Origin of the sequence: Lysinibacillus sp. FSL L8-0312 (assembly GCF_038003285.1) — a bacterium.
Classification (GTDB): domain Bacteria; phylum Bacillota; class Bacilli; order Bacillales_A; family Planococcaceae; genus Lysinibacillus; species Lysinibacillus fusiformis_D.
Genome location: NZ_JBBOOV010000001.1, coordinates 1630640 through 1649624 on the forward strand (window position 1 = coordinate 1630640; position 18985 = coordinate 1649624).

General features: G+C 37.5%; 16 protein-coding genes. 1 reads left to right on the top strand and 15 read right to left on the bottom strand.

Annotated features, from left to right (window positions below):
• Positions 1-2: 2 nt before the first annotated feature.
• The 14 genes from MHI22_RS08310 to MHI22_RS08375 form a co-directional block, all read right to left on the bottom strand.
• Complete coding sequence (locus tag MHI22_RS08310; protein WP_036125401.1) at positions 3-1757, bottom strand: hydantoinase B/oxoprolinase family protein; 1755 nt, start codon at positions 1755-1757, stop codon at positions 3-5.
• The gene (locus MHI22_RS08315; protein WP_036125405.1) at positions 1757-3799 is read right to left on the bottom strand and encodes a hydantoinase/oxoprolinase family protein; all 2043 of its coding nucleotides are present in this window, start codon (positions 3797-3799) and stop codon (positions 1757-1759) included. The genes MHI22_RS08310 and MHI22_RS08315 overlap by 1 nt, the downstream gene beginning before the upstream one ends.
• 25 nt (positions 3800-3824) lie before the next feature.
• Entirely contained in the window at positions 3825-4370 is a 546-nt protein-coding gene (locus MHI22_RS08320; RefSeq protein ID WP_036125407.1) for a helix-turn-helix domain-containing protein, read from the bottom strand.
• Positions 4371-4595: 225 nt separating this feature from the next.
• A complete protein-coding gene (locus MHI22_RS08325) occupies positions 4596-5135 on the bottom strand; it encodes an NAD(P)H-dependent oxidoreductase (protein ID WP_141905094.1) in 540 nt (179 codons plus the stop codon).
• Positions 5136-5322: 187 nt separating this feature from the next.
• Positions 5323-5586, bottom strand: coding sequence for a DUF2164 domain-containing protein (locus MHI22_RS08330; protein ID WP_445668812.1), 264 nt, complete (start codon positions 5584-5586; stop codon positions 5323-5325).
• Positions 5587-6178: 592 nt separating this feature from the next.
• Positions 6179-6403 (bottom strand): hypothetical protein, encoded by a 225-nt coding sequence (locus MHI22_RS08335; protein ID WP_036120485.1) that lies wholly within the window; start codon positions 6401-6403, stop codon positions 6179-6181.
• Positions 6404-6418: 15 nt separating this feature from the next.
• Positions 6419-7540, bottom strand: a complete 1122-nt coding sequence (locus tag MHI22_RS08340; protein WP_036120488.1) for a Nif3-like dinuclear metal center hexameric protein — start codon at positions 7538-7540, stop codon at positions 6419-6421.
• Between the two features lies 1 nt (position 7541).
• Positions 7542-8234, bottom strand: coding sequence for a tRNA (adenine(22)-N(1))-methyltransferase (locus tag MHI22_RS08345; protein WP_058844762.1), 693 nt, complete (start codon positions 8232-8234; stop codon positions 7542-7544).
• Between the two features lie 163 nt (positions 8235-8397).
• The gene (cccA, locus tag MHI22_RS08350) at positions 8398-8757 is read right to left on the bottom strand and encodes a cytochrome c550 (protein WP_036120495.1); all 360 of its coding nucleotides are present in this window, start codon (positions 8755-8757) and stop codon (positions 8398-8400) included.
• A gap of 340 nt (positions 8758-9097) precedes the next feature.
• Positions 9098-9664: a hypothetical protein gene (locus MHI22_RS08355; protein WP_036120498.1), complete on the bottom strand. Its 567-nt coding sequence runs from the start codon at positions 9662-9664 to the stop codon at positions 9098-9100.
• Positions 9665-9897: 233 nt separating this feature from the next.
• Positions 9898-11025, bottom strand: coding sequence for an RNA polymerase sigma factor RpoD (gene rpoD, locus MHI22_RS08360; protein ID WP_004227165.1), 1128 nt, complete (start codon positions 11023-11025; stop codon positions 9898-9900).
• 32 nt (positions 11026-11057) lie between these two features.
• Entirely contained in the window at positions 11058-12890 is a 1833-nt protein-coding gene (gene dnaG / locus MHI22_RS08365) for a DNA primase (RefSeq protein WP_080717049.1), read from the bottom strand.
• Positions 12891-13095: 205 nt separating this feature from the next.
• Complete coding sequence (locus MHI22_RS08370) at positions 13096-13908, bottom strand: pyruvate, water dikinase regulatory protein (RefSeq protein ID WP_036120506.1); 813 nt, start codon at positions 13906-13908, stop codon at positions 13096-13098.
• Positions 13909-13925: 17 nt separating this feature from the next.
• Entirely contained in the window at positions 13926-14558 is a 633-nt protein-coding gene (locus tag MHI22_RS08375; RefSeq protein ID WP_036120509.1) for a helix-turn-helix transcriptional regulator, read from the bottom strand.
• Positions 14559-14987: 429 nt separating this feature from the next.
• Here MHI22_RS08375 and MHI22_RS08380 point away from each other — a divergent pair, with 429 nt between their 5' ends.
• The gene (locus tag MHI22_RS08380; protein WP_036120515.1) at positions 14988-16373 is read left to right on the top strand and encodes a glycine--tRNA ligase; all 1386 of its coding nucleotides are present in this window, start codon (positions 14988-14990) and stop codon (positions 16371-16373) included.
• A gap of 50 nt (positions 16374-16423) precedes the next feature.
• Here the strand turns inward: MHI22_RS08380 and MHI22_RS08385 are convergent, their stop codons facing one another.
• Positions 16424-18154 carry an HD-GYP domain-containing protein gene (locus tag MHI22_RS08385; RefSeq protein WP_254777872.1) on the bottom strand — a complete coding sequence of 577 codons (1731 nt, stop codon included), beginning with the start codon at positions 18152-18154 and terminating at the stop codon, positions 16424-16426.
• Between the last annotated feature and the right edge of the window lie 831 nt (positions 18155-18985).

Here is an 18985-nt window from a genome sequence, read left to right on the forward strand (position 1 = left end):
AGTTATTCTCCCTTTACTACTCGATTTCTTTCTGGCATTTCTTTAAAGCTGTAGTCTGACTCATCTACAAGAACATGAAAAATAGCTTCTGCTTCTTTTCTTGAAAAATAGCCATTTTTCACATCATGTGCTACCTGTTCCGCTGGACGTTTAAGTGGATTGCCATAGCCTCCACCCGTGCCAGTCATTAATTGAACCACATCATTTTTATCTAGTTTATATCTTGGATAGACCCCGAATGGTCCATCTACCTGGCCATTCGCTTTTTTTACATAAAATTCATTCGGCGAACCTTCATGTCCATTGTCAATCCCCCATGGTAAAAACTTATTCCTACCAAAGGTCACTGTTACTGCTTGATTGTCCGTCATGGCTCTATAGGATCTGATTACTCCTTTGCCACCAATGTATTCTCCAGCCCCTGCTCCATTTCTATCTTCTCTTAAACAATATTCATCAATTAACACACCATAGCGAGTTTCCGCTACCTCAATTGGCACATTATACGTCTCACCATCCGAAAAACAGAATTGACCAGAGGCTCCATCAGCATCGTTTCCACCACCCCATCCACCTACTGATGGCTCAACAATTAAAAATGGCTCTCCTGTATCATGATGTGTACCACTTAACGTTACAGCACAAACGGATAAAAACTGACCAGCAGTTAATCGACTCGGTATATGTGGTGCCAAGGCTTTCCATACTAAATCTAAGCTGCCAAGCAAGGTTTCAAAATAATTGGACACAGGTACTGGTCTTTCCGCAGACATAATTGATTGAGGATCAACAATTATTTTTAGTGGTCTAAACACACCATCATTTACATCCTGCGCTGGATTTGTAATAGCTAAGAAGATTGCACGTACAGCTGATGCTAAACCTGTATAGGAACAATTCATTGGTCCAGGTACTTGAGGAGAACTCCCCCTAAAATCACAAATAAATTCATCATCTGATATTGTCACTTTCACTTTTATTGGAAATGGTCCGTTACCAATCCCATCTGTATCAATAAAATCTTCTGCGTAAAATTCTCCTTTAGGTAATCTAGCAAGCTCCTGCTTGGCCATCGCTTCGCCATGATCTAAATGATATTCAATTGCTGCCAATATGGTAGCTAATGTGTATTTATCACACAATTCTCTTACTCGTTTTTCTCCTGTTCGAAGAGCTGCAACTTGTGCAAACATATCTCCTAAAGATAGATCTGGGAATCGCACATTTGAACGTATTATTTCAACAAGTGCTTCATTCAATTTACCTTCGTCATAAAGTTTGATACATGAAAACTGTAGTCCCTCTTGAAATATGTCAACAGAATCGTTAGTAAATGAACCCGGATCCTTCCCTCCAACTTCAGTCCAATGAGCTTTATTAGCTGAAAAGGCAATTAATTGACCTTTATAAAAAATTGGCATTACGAGTCCAACATCTGAAAGGTGTGAACCGCCGCCTTGATAAGGATCATTAATTATAATGATATCTCCTTCTTTTAATTTATCTCCTGGATATTTTTTTAACGTTTCTTTTACCATAAAAGTGAGCATGCCGATAAAACCTGTCACACCATTACCCTGAGTTAATAAATTACCTTCTGAATCTGTTAAGCCACTCGCATAATCTAATACTTCATAAATAATGGGACTCATTGAAGTTCGTGCTAAAGCTACAAACATTTCATCTCCAGCAGATAGCAGTGCATCCTTCACAATTTCTAAAGTAAATGGATCAATTTGCGGATTGATTGCAGTCATTACGCTTCCTCCTTTTCAATAACAATATTTCCATAAGCATCTATATAGAGTGATTGCTTATGATAGATTACGGTAGCTGCAGCTCTTTCTTCCACAATAGCAGGACCACTTATCTTCATTTCAATAGGTAATAGCTCACGATCATATATATTTGTTCTCACCCAGCCATCATTTTCAAAATAAACATTGCGTTGTTCTATTAATGCGTCTTGTAAGCTAGTATGGCGCTCAATCGTTTTTAATTTAGGTTTACCAACCTTCCCAAAGGCCGTCACATGAATATTAACGATTTCTGTCTCTGCTTCTGGTAGTTTAAATGTAAAATTCTTTTCATGTAATAAATTAAAATCTGCAATCGCTTTATCTAACACTCGTTGATTCCATTCACCGCCCTCTACAGGTACCTTCACAGTATGCTCCTGGCCTAGATAACGCATATCTGCATAGCGTTGGAAAAATACATTATCTTTGTCCATACCTTCTTCTTGGAAATGTTGGAATGCCTGACGCTCAATATTTGCCCATATTGAGTTCATTTTTGTTAAATCAAGATTATTCATTCGTTTAATGTATGTTTGAATATAATCATGACGTAAATCTGTCATGAGCATCCCCCATGCGGAAAACACCGGTGATGCGATTGGAATAATAACCTTTTTAACACCTAATTCCAATGCTAACGCAGGTGCATGCATCGAACCTCCCCCACCAAATGCAATCAAGGTAAAGTCTTGAGGGTTATGACCTTTACGAATAGAAATCAACTTTAGAGCATTTAACATATTGGAATTGGCGATACGAATAATTCCAAGTGCCGCTTCTTCAGCAGACATATGAAAATGTTTCCCAATTTTTTCTTCAATTGCATTTTTCACATTGTTCAAATTCACCTCGTAATCAAAGTTCTTCGGTGATAATCTACCAGTTAATAAATTTGCATCCGTTGTGGTCGGCTCTGTTCCACCTTGACCATACGCAACTGGGCCTGGTCGAGCACCCGCTGACTGCGGCCCTACTTTTAATGAACCTGCACCATCAATCCATGCAATGGAACCACCACCGTTACCAATCTCAACAATATCAACAACTGGTGTTTTAATTGGATAACCTGCGCGTCGAGTATCTTTTTCGATATAGTAATCTGTAGAAACTTTTACTTCGCCATTTTCAATCAATGAACATTTTGCTGTTGTTCCACCAATGTCGAAAGCAATAATATTTTTTTCTCCTAGTAATTCACCGAGTACCGCTGCACCTAAAATACCAGCAACTGGGCCTGATTCTACCATATTAATTGGTAAACGCTTCGCATTATCAAATTTAGTGGTACCACCATTTGACTGCATAATATAACTTTGCTCTATATCAATAGTATCTTGTAATTTTTGCTCAAGTCGATCAATATAAGTTGTTGCAGTTGGTTGTACATAAGCATTTAAAACCGCTGTATTAGTGCGTTCATATTCACGCCACTCTTGTGTAATTTCACTGGAAGCGGTTACCTGAACTTCTGGCCACAATTCCTTTATTTTTTCTACAGCTGCTTTTTCATGCTCGTTATTAACATAGGAGTGTAAAAAAGAGATTGCAATGGCCTCAACCTGTTCCTTCTTGAAATATTCAACTATTTCTTCTAGTTCATTCATTTCCAGAGCTGCTAATACTTGTCCCTTATAATTAAGTCTTTCAGTTACTTCTCTGCGTAAATATCGTTCTACAAATGGCTGTGGTTTTTGATACTTAACATTAAATAAATCAGGTCGATTTCCACGAGCAATTTCCAACACATCCCTAAACCCCTTAGTTGTAATTAGACCCGTCTTTGCTCCTTTACGCTCAGTTAAAGCATTGATAATAACCGTTGTGCCATGGATAAACATTTCTAAATGCTGTTGATCCACTCCACTTTTCTTAATAACATCAATGACTCCTTGTTCAAAATTTGGAGGAGTTGTATTACTTTTTTCATAGCCGAAGTTTCCATGTTCATCAACATACACTAAATCTGTAAATGTACCCCCAATATCTGTTGCGACTCTCATTCCATCCACCCAACCTTCCTTTTTTTTAGAAAATCACTGGCGTTAACACACTTAAAACAATACTTTCTTCATTCAAAGGATTTTCCCATGAATGTGGAACTTCAGAAGGATAATGAATTGTTTCACCTTCTCTAAGAAAATATTCTTGCCCATCAACCTTAAATAGGACAGCACCCTTTAATACGTAATAAAACTCTTCCCCTGGATGACTCGATTCTTGATTTTTGTCCATTTGACCCGGGGCCAGCTTCACAAGCAACGGTTCAAGATTTCTTCCACTAAAATGTCCATTAAGTCGCGTATATTCTATCGAAGATGCTTCTAATTTAAATGGTTTGCGATCAGTTTCTTTTACGACATACGTATTATTTGAATCGGACTCAAAAAAGTAGGTGATCGGAACTCCAAATGCATCAGCTATTTTTTTTAGAGATGTAATAGCCAGTGAAGATGACCCCCTTTCTATTTGTGAAAGAAAACTAATCGATAAGTTTGTTTTTTCACTTAAATTCTTTAATGTCATGCCTTGATCAATCCTTGTTTTTTTTATGGTTTGATGAATATCTTCCAAATTGCCACCTCTTTTTTGATTACACTGTATTTTTTGAAGTATAACTATAATTTTTTTAATAGTATCATATTATTTTCTGAATTGAAAGAATATTTTTAAATATTAGTATTTTATTAAAAATAAAAAAACTCCATTCACCGTACTAGTGAATGAAGAAGAGTAATTTTATCAACACATTTAAATAAAAAAACAATATGCACATAGGGAGTGCATATTGCCATGAAATTATGATCGAATTGTTTTTAAAGCGGTTGCCCACGGTACGAGCTGATCTAACATTTGATGAACAGAATCTGCTTGCACCTCTTTTGGTTTAAAGACAGAGCCATTTTCAAAATCAGTAAATAAAGATAGTGCTGGATGCACACGGACATCGGCAACTAGTAATTCTCCAAGAATACCTCGTAAATGCTCAGCTGCACGAGCACCTCCAACAGAACCATAAGAAACGATTCCAGCAGCTTTATTATTCCATTCCACTCGTAAATAATCTAATGCATTTTTTAATGCACCTGTAATGGAGTGATTGTACTCAGCAACAATAAAGACAAAGCCGTCGCATGCTGCGACTTTTTCTGACCAGGCCGCTACTCCTGAAGCATCTCCGCCCGGCTCCCCTAAAAGCGGTAATTTAAAATCAGCGATATCAATTATTTCATATTCCGCATCACGACGTTTTTCTGCCACTTCCTTTACCCATGTGCCAACCTGTGGGCTTACACGACCCTCTCGCGTACTTCCTAAAATAATGCCGATTTTTAACATATGACGCCTCCTCTTTTTCATCCGTTCTTGTGACTCCATCATCGTTCATTGTACGCGATCGCCACTCGTAACCATTTTGGTCAGGAACATACCCCTTTATTCATCACTAATTTGTCAGCCTAGAATAATCAGAATTAAATTAACATAATTTTTTATTTTCTGTCAATTGTTTAAACTAGAGGGGCGATTATTTCATTTTAATAGGTTGCTCCAATGCCTCCAATTCCTCCTCAATAGAGGCGTATTGTCTTTCCACTACATATTTGGCATCGGATAGAGCGGCATTATAAATATGAGGAGCAATATGTTCCTTGATAAAATCGAATACACGCTCTGCTTCAAATTCACTAATATCTTCATCACGCTGATTATAGAAAAACCGTTGAATATCAGCCAGTATCATTTCTTGCTGATCTTTTGATAATCGAATAAACAAGTCAAATCTCCCCATTCCTATTCTTTGATTTCTCCTCCATCTTATCACTACCTATAGATTCTTTGCCTATTAAAAAGGCTGAATACTAGTTCCACTAGCATTCAGCCCATAGTGTTGAAAAACAAAACCATCCATAGAATTTATGTGAAAGGTGAAAAAGGATTTCCGTTGCAGGCTACTTGCTTTCCTGTGGGCGAGCGCCGAGCCGCTCCGTTTAGAGGCTCGCCTGTCTCGCTATCCCACAGGAGCCAAGTAGCCTTCCACTCCACTCCATAAATTTAGCAAAGGTTCAAGTGAAGGTATTCACTACTCTTTTATGGAGGGGTGTTGTCACACATCACTTCTCCACATTGAAAATAAGAAGCTATCTTTTGCAGAATGGTTGATTGGGGTGGAGCCAGCGTCACTCCTAGGGGATTTAGCGTCACAGAGGAGACCCTGGAGCGAACGCAGTGAGTGAAGCGGCTCATCGGACGCCCCCTGGAAAGGACGCTGGCGGAATGGAAATCAACCCCTCGCCTTTCAAAATTGCTTATTCTGCCGTTGACATTACCTTTTTTCAACAACATAGGCTGAATACTAGTTCCACTAGCATTCAGCCACCATCTTATTGTTTACATTCAAATGAATAGCTAGTGGATAAAAAGTTTTTTTCCTTTGATACAATCGCTTGTCCACCATCATTTTCACATTGCTGTGTCATCGCATCTATTTTCTTGTCATTGATCGTATTTGTCATCACCGTCATACCAATGCCAAAAACAGCAATGAATAAACCAATTATAATCCATAACTTACCCGTCTTATTGCCTCCAGGTCTATCATTCGCCACATTTGTTCCCCTCGCTTATACAAATAAAAATGGTTCTGTATTGATGGTTGATTGTACAAATTCAACATGGTATTTTTTATCCTCACATAGTTCAGCCATTTTTTTGGCTACCCCTGCAATCATCACCTTTTCTACATGATGACCCGGATCTACAATTTGCAAATCAATGGCTTGTGCGTCCTGTGCTGTATGGAAGTACATATCACCCGTTAAGAAAACATCTGCTCCAGCGCGTTTTGCCGCATAAATATATTTATTGCCGTCTCCACCAACAAGCGCCACTCTGTTAATCTTCGATTGTAAATCACCAACCACACGAACTGCTGGAACTTCTAACTGCTGCTTTACAAATTCTGCAAATTGTTGTAGCGTCATTTCTTGTGGCAAGTATCCTACTCGCCCCAACCCCATAACATTAGTTTGCTGCTCAAGACGTATCACATCATAAGCGGGTTCCTCATAAGGATGACTAGTAAGCATCGCCTTTAATACGCGGTTTTTGATGGATTCAGGAAATACGACCTCGACCTTTACCTCTTCCTCCACATGTAATTCATCAATAGTGCCAACGAATGGATTTGCTCCTGCTAATGCACGGAATCGTCCTTCTCCAGTCGTCGTATAACTGCATGCTTCATAGTCACCAATACGACCTGCCCCAGCCTTTGCTAGAGCCTCACGTAATACTTCTGCATTGGCAGTAGGTATAAAGACAGCTAGCTTGAACAGATTTTCGGCATACGTTTCTTCTAATATGGAACAATTTTTTAGCTGTAGGGCATCTGCTAGTAGATCATTGACCCCACCTTCAGCTACATCTAAATTAGTATGGGCCGCATAAACAGCGATATCGTGTTTAATCAGCTTTTCATATAGGCGTCCCGCTGGTTGATCTGTGCGGATATTCGACAGACGTCTAAAGATTGGTGGATGGTGCGCGATAATCAGCTCACAGCCCTTTTCTATTGCCTCGTTTGCAACAGCATCATTAACATCTAACGTCACCAATACTCTATGGACAGGTTTATTGAGTGTCCCTATAGCTAACCCAATTGGATCATTGTCCATGCAAGCAAGTTTCTTGGGCGACCATGCTTCGAACACTTGAATGATTTCTTGACCATTCACGGTTTTCATCTTACAAAACTCCTTCCACTAAATGTATCAGAGCCATTAACTCTGCACGCTTTTCTTCAATTTCAGGTGTTTGTTCTGCCTCTTCAATGGATTGTAGCACTCGTTGCCAGTTGTCTTTTTCGCGTAACCATTTTTTCATAAATGCTGGTGATTTGCGTTGGCTTAATTTAGGACCAAATAAAATCTCTGCTGTAGATAGCTTCATTTGTCCTCTTTGCAATACAAGGATTTCATAGATTTTATCATCTTCCTCTAAGATCTCTTCATCCAGAATCGCCCACTGATGTGCTAACGCCCACTCACGAATGACCTTAGCATGAATATTGGGCTGTAAAATAAGACGTGTGACACCTTGAAGCTTTTCAGGATACTTATCTAGGATGGAAACAATCAAAGGTCCACCCATCCCAGCAATTGTGACTGTGTCCACATGGTCAGTCATTTCAATCGCTGCTAATCCATCTGCAAGACGTACGGTAATCTTCTCCGTTAAGCCTTCCTTTTGTACTTGTCCTACAGCTGATTCATAGGGTCCTTTTACAACCTCTCCTGCGATGGCACGAGAAGCAGTTCCCTGATGAATCAAATAGCATGGTAGATAGGCATGGTCACTACCGATATCTGCCATAATAGCTCCTGTGGGAACAAATTTTGCTACTGTTTCTAATCGTTTTGAAAGTTTTTGTGCGTTCATTTTATACCGCCTATCTTCAATAGAGTCCATTAATAGTATGGATGATGTCGTGAAAAAAAACAAATGGAGTTGCCCCACATTTTTTGTGGACAACCCCATTTTCATTATGTAGCTGAAGATAAAAGTAGCTGTACTATGTCAGTACAGCTACTTGTCAGTCATACTATTCTAAAGTAGAAATGTATTCAGCGATTGCTTTTGCTTCCTCTTCAGTTTTCATGTTCGGTTGCATTGGAGTACCTTCGATACCCTTTGTTAAAACTTCAACGATATGGGCTTCATCTAAGCCATGTAGGTTTGGACCCATACTACCACTTAAATCATTACCGTGACAACCGATACAAGATTGTACTAGTGCTGCACCATCATCGTTTGCATCTGTAGTTTCAGTAGTTTCGCCACCGCCCTCATGTTCAGCAGCAATTTCTTTCTTGTTATCTGCACCTTGTAAAGACATGAAGAAAATAAGACCAATACCAAATGCCAGAATTAAGATGTAAGGAACGACTGGATTGTTTTTCATAAGTTTCCCCTCCTCATTTTAAGTCTACTTCTATTATAATATAGAATCAGTCAACATCTAATATTGTACTTCATTAACAAAGAAACGAAAAGCCCTATTCGCTAAGTTTTCCTTTGTTTGTAACAAATTCGACATTTCTGTATCTATTGGATAAAATATGTCTTGCCAACCCCAAAATTTGGTCATATTTATCCTTTTCCATACCATTGTTTTCATTACGATTCTGTTGTTATCATACCCTTTGCACACGTACATATACCAAAAAATTAAAAAATCTGTATGTCTTGTATCAACATACAGATTCTCATGTAATAATAATTTCAATATAATATTTGCTGTATCAAGATAGATTTATGATATAATATCCAATCAGTGCTACTAACCCTAAAACACCTGAGACTGTGAAATATAGCAGTTTCATTTTAATACCCGACCAAAGCCAAATTATACAATTCGCTGCAATCAAACAAAACAAAACCGTATTATTTCCACTAAAATATGTAGTGCAAATACGAATAGACATACTAAATAGCAGAATGGCTGCCAGTACATGAAAAATAGGCGCCAGTAGATGTTTTTTTTGTGCCATTTGCCATGCAGCAATAAATAAGATACATGCCCCTAATCCCACAACCACAGTTAATATCAAAGTCAAAGATTGCATTGTAAAATAGAGTGTCAAAACAGCCATGATGGCGATACATAGACCCACTACTAATAGGACCATTTTTCTTTTTTCTGATGGCAAAATCGCTTGTTTAGGATGTTGCACTGGCTCTAACTCCTCTATATCAGCCCCTTCTGTATAAAGAGCTGCTAAAAAGTCACAATAGTGCTCTGGTAAAAGTTTATTTTGCTTCCAAAATAAAATTTCATTAAGGATTATTTTCTTTCGAGGATTTGTCATAGTGATAGCTCCAAACATTGCTTAATAATGGTTGTATTACAATTTTATCTCACAATTTTGGAAAACACATCTGTATAAAGTCGCAAATCTTTCATTTCCTTCATTCTAATTATCTATTATTGTCGAAAATAAGAAAGTCGAGTAGCGGGGCTTATTACCTTTTCAGTATATAAAAAAGGAGCTATCCCAACTAGGTATATTTACACTAGTCGGATAGCTCCATCTATTTAAATTTATTCTAAGAAATCTTTTAAACGTTTACTGCGAGAAGGATGACGTAATTTTCTTAATGCTTTCGCCTCGATTTGACGAATACGCTCACGAGTTACGCCAAAGACTTTTCCTACCTCTTCTAATGTACGTGTGCGACCATCATCTAATCCAAAACGTAAACGAAGTACGTTTTCTTCACGGTCTGTTAACGTATCTAGTACATCTTCTAATTGCTCTTTTAACAGTTCATAGGCTGCATGGTCAGATGGAGATTGTGCTTCAGAATCCTCAATAAAGTCTCCTAAATGTGAATCATCTTCTTCTCCAATTGGTGTTTCAAGAGATACTGGTTCTTGTGCAATTTTTAAAATTTCACGAACTTTTTCAGGTGTTAAATCCATTTCCTCTCCAATTTCTTCTGGAGAAGGCTCACGACCCAAATCTTGTAAAAGTTGACGTTGTACACGTATTAATTTATTAATGGTTTCGACCATATGAACAGGAATACGAATCGTACGAGCTTGGTCAGCAATCGCGCGTGTAATTGCCTGACGAATCCACCATGTAGCGTAAGTAGAGAATTTAAATCCTTTACGGTAATCGAATTTTTCAACAGCCTTAATCAGACCCATATTCCCTTCTTGGATTAAATCAAGGAATAGCATACCACGACCAACATAACGTTTTGCAATCGATACAACTAAACGTAAGTTCGCCTCTGCTAAACGTTTACGTGCTTCCTCGTCTCCTTGCTCAATACGCTCTGCAAGTGCAATTTCCTGCTCAGCAGATAGTAAATCTACTCGGCCGATTTCTTTTAAATACATACGTACAGGGTCATTTATTTTAACACCTGGTGGTACACTCAAATCGTTTAAGTCGAAAGTTTCTTCATTTGCTTCTTCTTTCATTAGACTTTCTTCTTCAAATTCTTCTTTTCCAATGATTTGAATGTCTTTATGCTTTTCAAGATCCTCAGCAAAATGGAAAATTTCTTCATTTTCCAATTCATAAGGTGTTAGTTTCTCTGAAATTTCTTTCATCGAAATTTCACCTTCTGTTTTCGCTTTTTCTTGTAGGAATTTTTTTGCATCATCTAATGTAATTTCTACTTCTATCTCTTTTGAACGTTCTGACTTGTCCGCCATAAACCTTCCTCCTTCTAAACAACCGAATCGGGTTAAATCGCCGATAACGATTTTCTTAAATGAATAATCTGTTGGGCGATTTCAAGTGCACGTGCATACTCATGCATCTTCTCCGCTTCCTTTGACTCATGCATCTTTTGATAAATTTCTTGCTCAATTCTATATTTTTGAAGCTGACGGATGGAGTCCATTACCTCTGCCTCTGCTTGATCAGGATCTCGCTCAACTAAAGCTGCTTCCATGACAATTTTTCGTAATTCAGCGTCATCCAAAATTTCCACAAAGCGTTGATAATCAGGATGACCATATTCCTCATAAAACCCTACTAAGCGAACAAAAACAGCCATATAAGCATCTCGTACAAATGGCTCCTTTTGCTCACTACGTAATACCCTGTCCACTACATCTATATTATGAAGCATATGAGCCAGTAATAAACGTTCGGCACGTTCGGCTGCGTCCATAGGCTTTTGCTGCTGCGTGACTGGCATTGAAGGCATCTGTGTAGGCATTTCTGATTTTGCAGAACGTACCTGATTAGCCTCCAACTTTCGGAATTGAGCATAAATGGCTTCTTCCGATATATTGGTTTCATTTGATAACTGTCGTATATACAAATCTCGTTCAACTGGTGAGGATCTCCCTACTAGTTGTTCAAGGACTTCTTGAATATACTGAAGCGTATCATTTTCAAATTGAAAGTTCTTATTGCGTCTAGCATGCATCATCATAAAAGCAATATACGCATGAGGATTTTCCAAAATTTGTTCCTTAAATGCTTGTCCACCTAAAGAGTGAATGTATTCATCAGGATCTAATTTTTCTGGCAATACAGCAATATCGACTTTCATGCGCTCCGTATGCAGTAATTGCGCCGCTCGTTTCGCTGCATCAAATCCAGCATTATCACCATCATAGCAAATCGTAATTTGCTCTACTAAGCGTTTTAGCTTTGTGATATGCTGATTTGTTAGCGAAGTTCCCATTGTCGCAACCACATTCATGACACCTACAGAGTTGGCCGCTAAAACATCCATAAAACCTTCCATCAATACTACTTGACGATTTTTTCTGATAGAAGTTCGTGCTTTATCTAGGTTATAAAGCACTTCACTTTTTTGAAATATTGGTGATTCTGGACTATTTAAATATTTCGCTTCTTCACCAGTTGATGTAAGTATTCGACCTGAGAAGGCAATAATTTTACCATTCTCATCTCGAATCGGAAACATAATACGTCCTCTAAAGCGATCAAAGTAGCGTTCTTCTCCCTCTCGCTTAATGATGAGGCCACTTTCCGCAATTTCTTGTAAGTTATAACCTTTTCTTTCAAGCAATATTGTTAATGCTTCAAAGCTTGGGAGAGACCAACCAATGTTATTAGATTCTATAAGTTCCCTTGTAAATCCTCTTTCTAGCAAATAATTTAAAGGTTCTTCGCCATCCTCTGTATTCAACAGTAGATGATGAAAAAAATCTGCTGCAAAAGCGTGTGCTTCTTTCATCCTTTCTTCTGCTTTAGATATCTTTTTTGTTCCCTCTGGAAAGCTTGGCTCAACATCTAAGTGTATGCCAGCACGTTCCCCAAGTTTCACAACGGCATCAGGAAAAGAAATGCCTTCTATATCCATTACAAAAGTAATAGCATTCCCCCCTGCACCACAACCAAAGCAATGAAAGATTTGCTTGTCTGTTGATACAGAAAAAGACGGTGTTTGCTCTCCATGAAATGGACAGAGGCCAAACCAATTTCGCCCACGCTTGGTCAGCTGCATGTATTCACTAATCACATCAACGATATCCGATTGTGTACGAATCTGTTCAATTACTTCTTCTGGAATCTTCCCTGCCAAATCCATCACCATCTTTAATATTTGCGTTCTAGAAACACAATTCGCTATTCGTTTCAAAATTCCTTTATTTCTCGACAAAAAATTAGGATTTTTCTCTTATAAATATTTTTACCACAATTTTATTATTATAAAACAAAAATTAGTTTTTATCTATACTATTTTCAAAATACACTCAAAAAAACCGCCTCTACTAACCGAGGTGGTTTAAATTTCCATCTTATTTACGAGTAAAAATATGTTCAATGATCGTATTTGCAGTCTCTTCGACAGCTTTATTAGTCACATCAATAACTTGACAACCTATTTTACCGACAATTTTTTCAAAATGTTGTATCTCATCTAAAATCCGTTCATGTTGTGCATAGATAGCATCATCATTTAATCCGAGTGACATTAATCTTTCTCTTCTGATAAAGTTTAACTTTTCAGGTGAAATGATTAAGCCAAAGCATTTTTTCGGATCTATTTGTAAAAGCTCTTCCGGTGGCTCTACCTCTGGTACTAAAGGAACATTTGCCACCTTATATTTTTTATGGGCTAAATACTGTGAAAGTGGTGTTTTGGATGTTCTTGATACGCCTACGAGTACGATATCAGCCTGTAATAACCCACGTGGATCTCTGCCATCATCATATTTTACCGCAAATTCAATGGCTTCAATTTTTTTAAAATAATCATCATCCAACATATGAACAATCCCTGGCGTTTCTAATGGGTTTTCTTCCATAAAGGTTGCCATAGTTTGTAAGGCTGGTCCTAAAATATCTACTGCCTGAATTTTTTCTTGCTCACATAAATCATGTAATAATTTACGCATTTCTTGACGAACTAATGTATAGACGATAAATGCTCGTTGTTGGGCTGCAAGGAAAACAATTTTACGGATTAGCTCCTCGGACTGAATGTGAGGAAACCGACGAATCACAGTATTTTCTAAACCCGGTCGGAACTGGCTAATAACCGCTTTGGCAACTTGATCACCAGTTTCGCCGACAGAATCAGATACAACAAATACGCGTAGTTTTTTCATGCAGCTCTCCTTCTAATTTAGACGTTTTGTGCAAGAGATAAGAAAGCTCGTGTAATCGTTGTTTTTGTAAGACGACCTACTATGGTTAAACCACCCTCCTGTGGTTCAACTACTGGTAGCGAATCAACTTCTCGTTCAATAAGCTTGTTCGCTGCAACAACTAATGAATCTGATCTTTCACAGTACGAAATATTTGGCATACGTGTCATAATAATATGTACTGGAATTTTATTTAAATCCTGCGTACCAATACTTGTACGTAGTAAATCTTTGCGAGATAGTACGCCTGTCAAAAACTCATTCTTATCTACGACAAAGAGTGTACCAACATCTTCTGAAAACATAAAGCAAATTGCATCATAAACCGTCATTGTTTCCGGGACCACGACAGGACCTGAATGAAAGTCTTTCACTTTTAAATTGTGAATACTATCCAATAAATTAATGGATGTTTTTTTACCTGAATAAAAATAACCAACTCTTGGTCTCGCATCTAAAAATCCTGCCATCGTTAGAATCGCTAAATCTGGTCTTAAAGTTGCTCGTGTCAGATTGAGACGTTCCGCAATATGTTCCCCGGTAATAGGGCCATTTTCTTTCACAATCTGTAAAATGTCTTCCTGACGTTTATTGAGTTCGATTGGACTCACCGCCTCAAATCTAATAGTGTTATACTTATGCTCAATTATTATATACTATTTTAATAATTATTGCGAATTAAAGAACTGCATGCTACAATATTGACACATACGCTTGCTCTATCTGTATTTTCGAGCAAAATTGCGTTATACAGGCGATGATGGGAAAAAAGTATCTGTTCCATTCAATAGCGAGTAGAAGATGGTGAAAGTCTACACAGCAACAGAGAAAAGGCACTCCTTGAGCTAACTTTTTGAAAAGAGGTTTTAAACATTCGTTTAAAACAATCAGGGTGGAACCGCGGGTCTTAGCACTCGTCCCTGGGCATGCATTGTGCCCGGAGACGGGTGCTATTTTCATTTAGTTACTACTAGATGAAATAACTTTAGCGTTTTACCGCTAAAAGAACAATAAGAAAAACTTAGAAGGAGGCTATTTTTATGGCTAACAAATCAATGGAAACCATCGTATCATTAGCAAAACATCGAGGCTTTGTCTTCCCTGGTTCTGAAATCTATGGTGGTTTAGCAAACACTTGGGATTACGGTCCACTAGGTGTCGAATTAAAAAACAATATTAAAAAAGCATGGTGGCAAAAATTCGTTCAAGAATCAGAACACAATGTAGGTATTGATGCTGCGATCTTAATGAACCCAAAAGCATGGGTTGCTTCTGGTCATGTTGGTAACTTCAACGACCCAATGATCGACTGTAAATCATGTAAGGCTCGTCATCGCGCAGATAAAATTATCGAGGATGCTGCATTAGCAAAAGGCGATGAAATCATTGTGGATGGTATGACATTCGATCAAATGAAAGAAACAATGATTAAATATGACGTAGTATGTCCGGATTGCGGAAAAGCGGATTTTACAGATATTCGTCAATTCAACCTAATGTTTAAAACGTTCCAAGGTGTGACGGAATCTTCTACAAACGAAATTTATTTACGTCCCGAAACGGCACAAGGTATTTTCGTGAACTTCAAAAACGTTCAACGTTCTATGCGTAAACGTACACCATTTGGTATCGCACAAATCGGTAAATCTTTCCGTAACGAAATTACACCTGGTAACTTCACATTCCGTACACGTGAATTCGAGCAAATGGAGCTAGAATTCTTCTGCAAACCTGGCGAAGATCTCCAATGGCACGCCTATTGGAAAGAATTCTGTAAAAATTGGTTACTAAACTTAGGCATGAAAGAAGAATCTATGCGTCTTCGCGACCATGAAGATGATGAGCTATCTCACTACTCAAATGCTACAACAGATATCGAATTCAAATTCCCATTCGGTTGGGGAGAGCTTTGGGGCGTAGCTGATCGTACAGATTATGACTTAAAACAACATATGGAACACTCAGGTGAAGATTTCACTTATATCGATCCTGTATCAAACGAACGTTATGTTCCTTATTGTATTGAGCCATCTTTAGGGGCTGACCGTGTCACATTAGCATTCCTATGTGATGCCTATGATGAAGAAGAGCTAGAAGGTGACGATAAACGTACAGTTTTACGTTTCCACCCTGCACTAGCACCATTTAAAGCTGCTGTTCTACCGCTTTCTAAAAAATTATCTGATGAAGCGGCAGATGTTTGGGCAGAGCTCCGCAAAGCGTTCCCTGTTGATTTTGATGAATCACAATCAATCGGTAAACGTTACCGCCGTCAGGATGAAATTGGTACACCATTCTGTATCACATACGATTTTGACTCAAAAGAGGATGGCCAAGTAACAGTACGTCATCGCGATTCTATGACGCAAGTTCGTATGCCAATTGCAGAAGTAAAAGCATATATCGAAAAACATCTTCAATTCTAATCGTTTTGCTGAACAAAAGAGGGAGTAGCCAGTCTGGCAACTCCCTCTTTTTATGCTTTATATGTGGAAAATAAGCGCTCTTGCATTTTTTCCTCGAATGAAAACTTTTTCATGCTCATCCCTACTAAGCTCACTAGTATCTCTTCAATATCAGCTAATGAATAATAAAGAAAGGCACCTTCTCGCATTGGACGAACTCGTTTGTCAACAGTTTGTTCCTCTTCAATAAAATAGGCGACATTGACATCACAATGCCCCATCAATTGTGTAATACGTTGATCATCACCTGGATTGATAAAGAAAGGTACTATTTTATCGATATACAAAATACTTTGCACAAGTTTAATGAAGAAATTTTCACGTAAGGAAGACTCCACCACTAAAATGGTCGTTTGTTCATGCTGATAATCCATATATAATACATTTAATTGCTCTTCTAATAGCTTTTTTAAGATACTAATAGAATTTCTATATTTCGTCATATCTGTTTGTATTTCTCGTGTTAGCAAACGTAGTATACGAAACGCTGGTAAGAAAATTTTTAAGACAATTTCTTTAGGATGTAAATGATCAATTAATTTACTAAAATGAATTCTCAGATTATTCTCATCACAGCGGATTAATTGCTCCACAAATAAGTTAAAAATCTCTTCGAAGCTATTCGCCCTGTAGTCAATCATCTTCGTAATTTTCACACTATAGTTTAAAGGCAAGTTCATAGATTTTTGCTCATCTAGCAACCTCACCTTTGGTAATGTCGGAAATAAATCATAAACTAGCTCTACTTGTGCACTACGATTATCCGATAGCATAACAACCGAGTTGACTGGGTAAATGCCTAAACATTCAACAAACTTATGCATAAAGTTCTCATTATATAAATGACGATCCCTGTATAAAACAGCTAATGCATCTGTAGCACCGTAGCCAACATGGTAGACTCTTTTCGATGTCATGGCTGAATACACATCAATAATTTGTAATAATTGCACACCGTCACTCATTTCATCTGCACAAAGTTGATTTGGATAGCCCTTCCCTGCAAAGCGTTCATGATGATCTCTCGCTAAATAGGCAATGTCTTCCTCCTGATATTCTATTAGTAAGTCATAACCTTTTGTTGTATGTGTTTTGACGATTTCAAACTCATCTTCAGAGAGTTTGCGCTTTAAATTTAATATTTCCTGCGGTATAAAGACCTTCCCAATATCGTGGAATAAATAACCTCTTGCTAATGTTTCAATATCCGTTAAACCTAGATATCTAGCAAAGATTGTCCCTAACACAAATACATCAAATGAGTGGACAAATGAATATTCATCCCATTCCTTTAAGCGCATAAGTAGCTCATAGCGATGTTTTTTTTCTAAAATTTTTTCAAAAACACCACGTACATAAGCCGTATCTTGCATGCTTTTCAGTATTTGTCCATATCGTAATTCATGCACAACATTCTCCAACGTTGTCATAAAAAGCTGACTTACCGTTTCTTTATATTCATCTACTGGTTCAGTTTTTTCAATTAATGGAGCAAATAAATCTTCATATTCTCTTGTTCGTTGAATACTTAAATCATGAACAACTCGAACTGAATCAGATGGTAAATAGACTGACAATTCATCTACTTTTCGAAGTTTAAGTAAGGCAATAATTCGCTCCGTTAAAACTAAATCTTTTTTAGCTAATAGACGATAGTCTGAGAAAATATCTTCAGCTAATATATCATTCGCTTCAACTTCCTGAATACTTAAGGTTACTTTTCGTAGCATATTTTCTGCCACATACGCAATGTACTAAGCACTATGTGACTCCCTCCTTCTTCCATAGGACTGCGTTATTCTGATAACGTATCAATGACTCCTCGCTTTCGCACAGATGAATATGTCCTGATTTTTCCAAGCGTGCTTGAAAAGCTTCTTTTTTAAAACCGTGACATCTAGCGGAGGCTTTATCTTGATTCAGCCAGTGTTTAAACACCCGTTAAAAAAAGCAAAACAAGCATTTATTTTTCCCTATAGAGAGGGAGGCTTTTGTACCTAATGTTGTGCTTTTGATACAAAAAAACATTTGCTGAATCAAGATAAAATACGTTTTGCTGATAGAGGCTTCCATTTCATAGGCATGTCTAAATTGATCTAGCGTACATTTGTGTCGATGGGGATGAAACGACTAAATTATATTTTTAAAATATAAATACGATTATCTATATTTATTACAATATCATAGGTTAAAATACCTTTTCAACTAGTATATGGGACTCAAGTGATCGGTTTCTACTATTAATATATTGAAAACTAAAGAAAAACACAAAACCTTTTACCTATTATTTTTCATTTATCATCGAAATAAAAATTAATAAAAAGTCAAATAGACCCTTTACTCAAATTTCACAATCATAACTTTATTATATAAAACTAATTTTCTATAATCATTTTAATTTGTAAAAATTGAAATTTTATTCATTTACAATCCGCCTCTCATTCCCTTAAAGTATAACCAACGATGCTACTATTGACCTATCCAACTCTCTCCATATAGATGTATAGTTCAAGAGGCAAATCAAGTTTTTTCGTTGCTGTTAAACATTTAATTACCAGTAATGTCATGCTCAA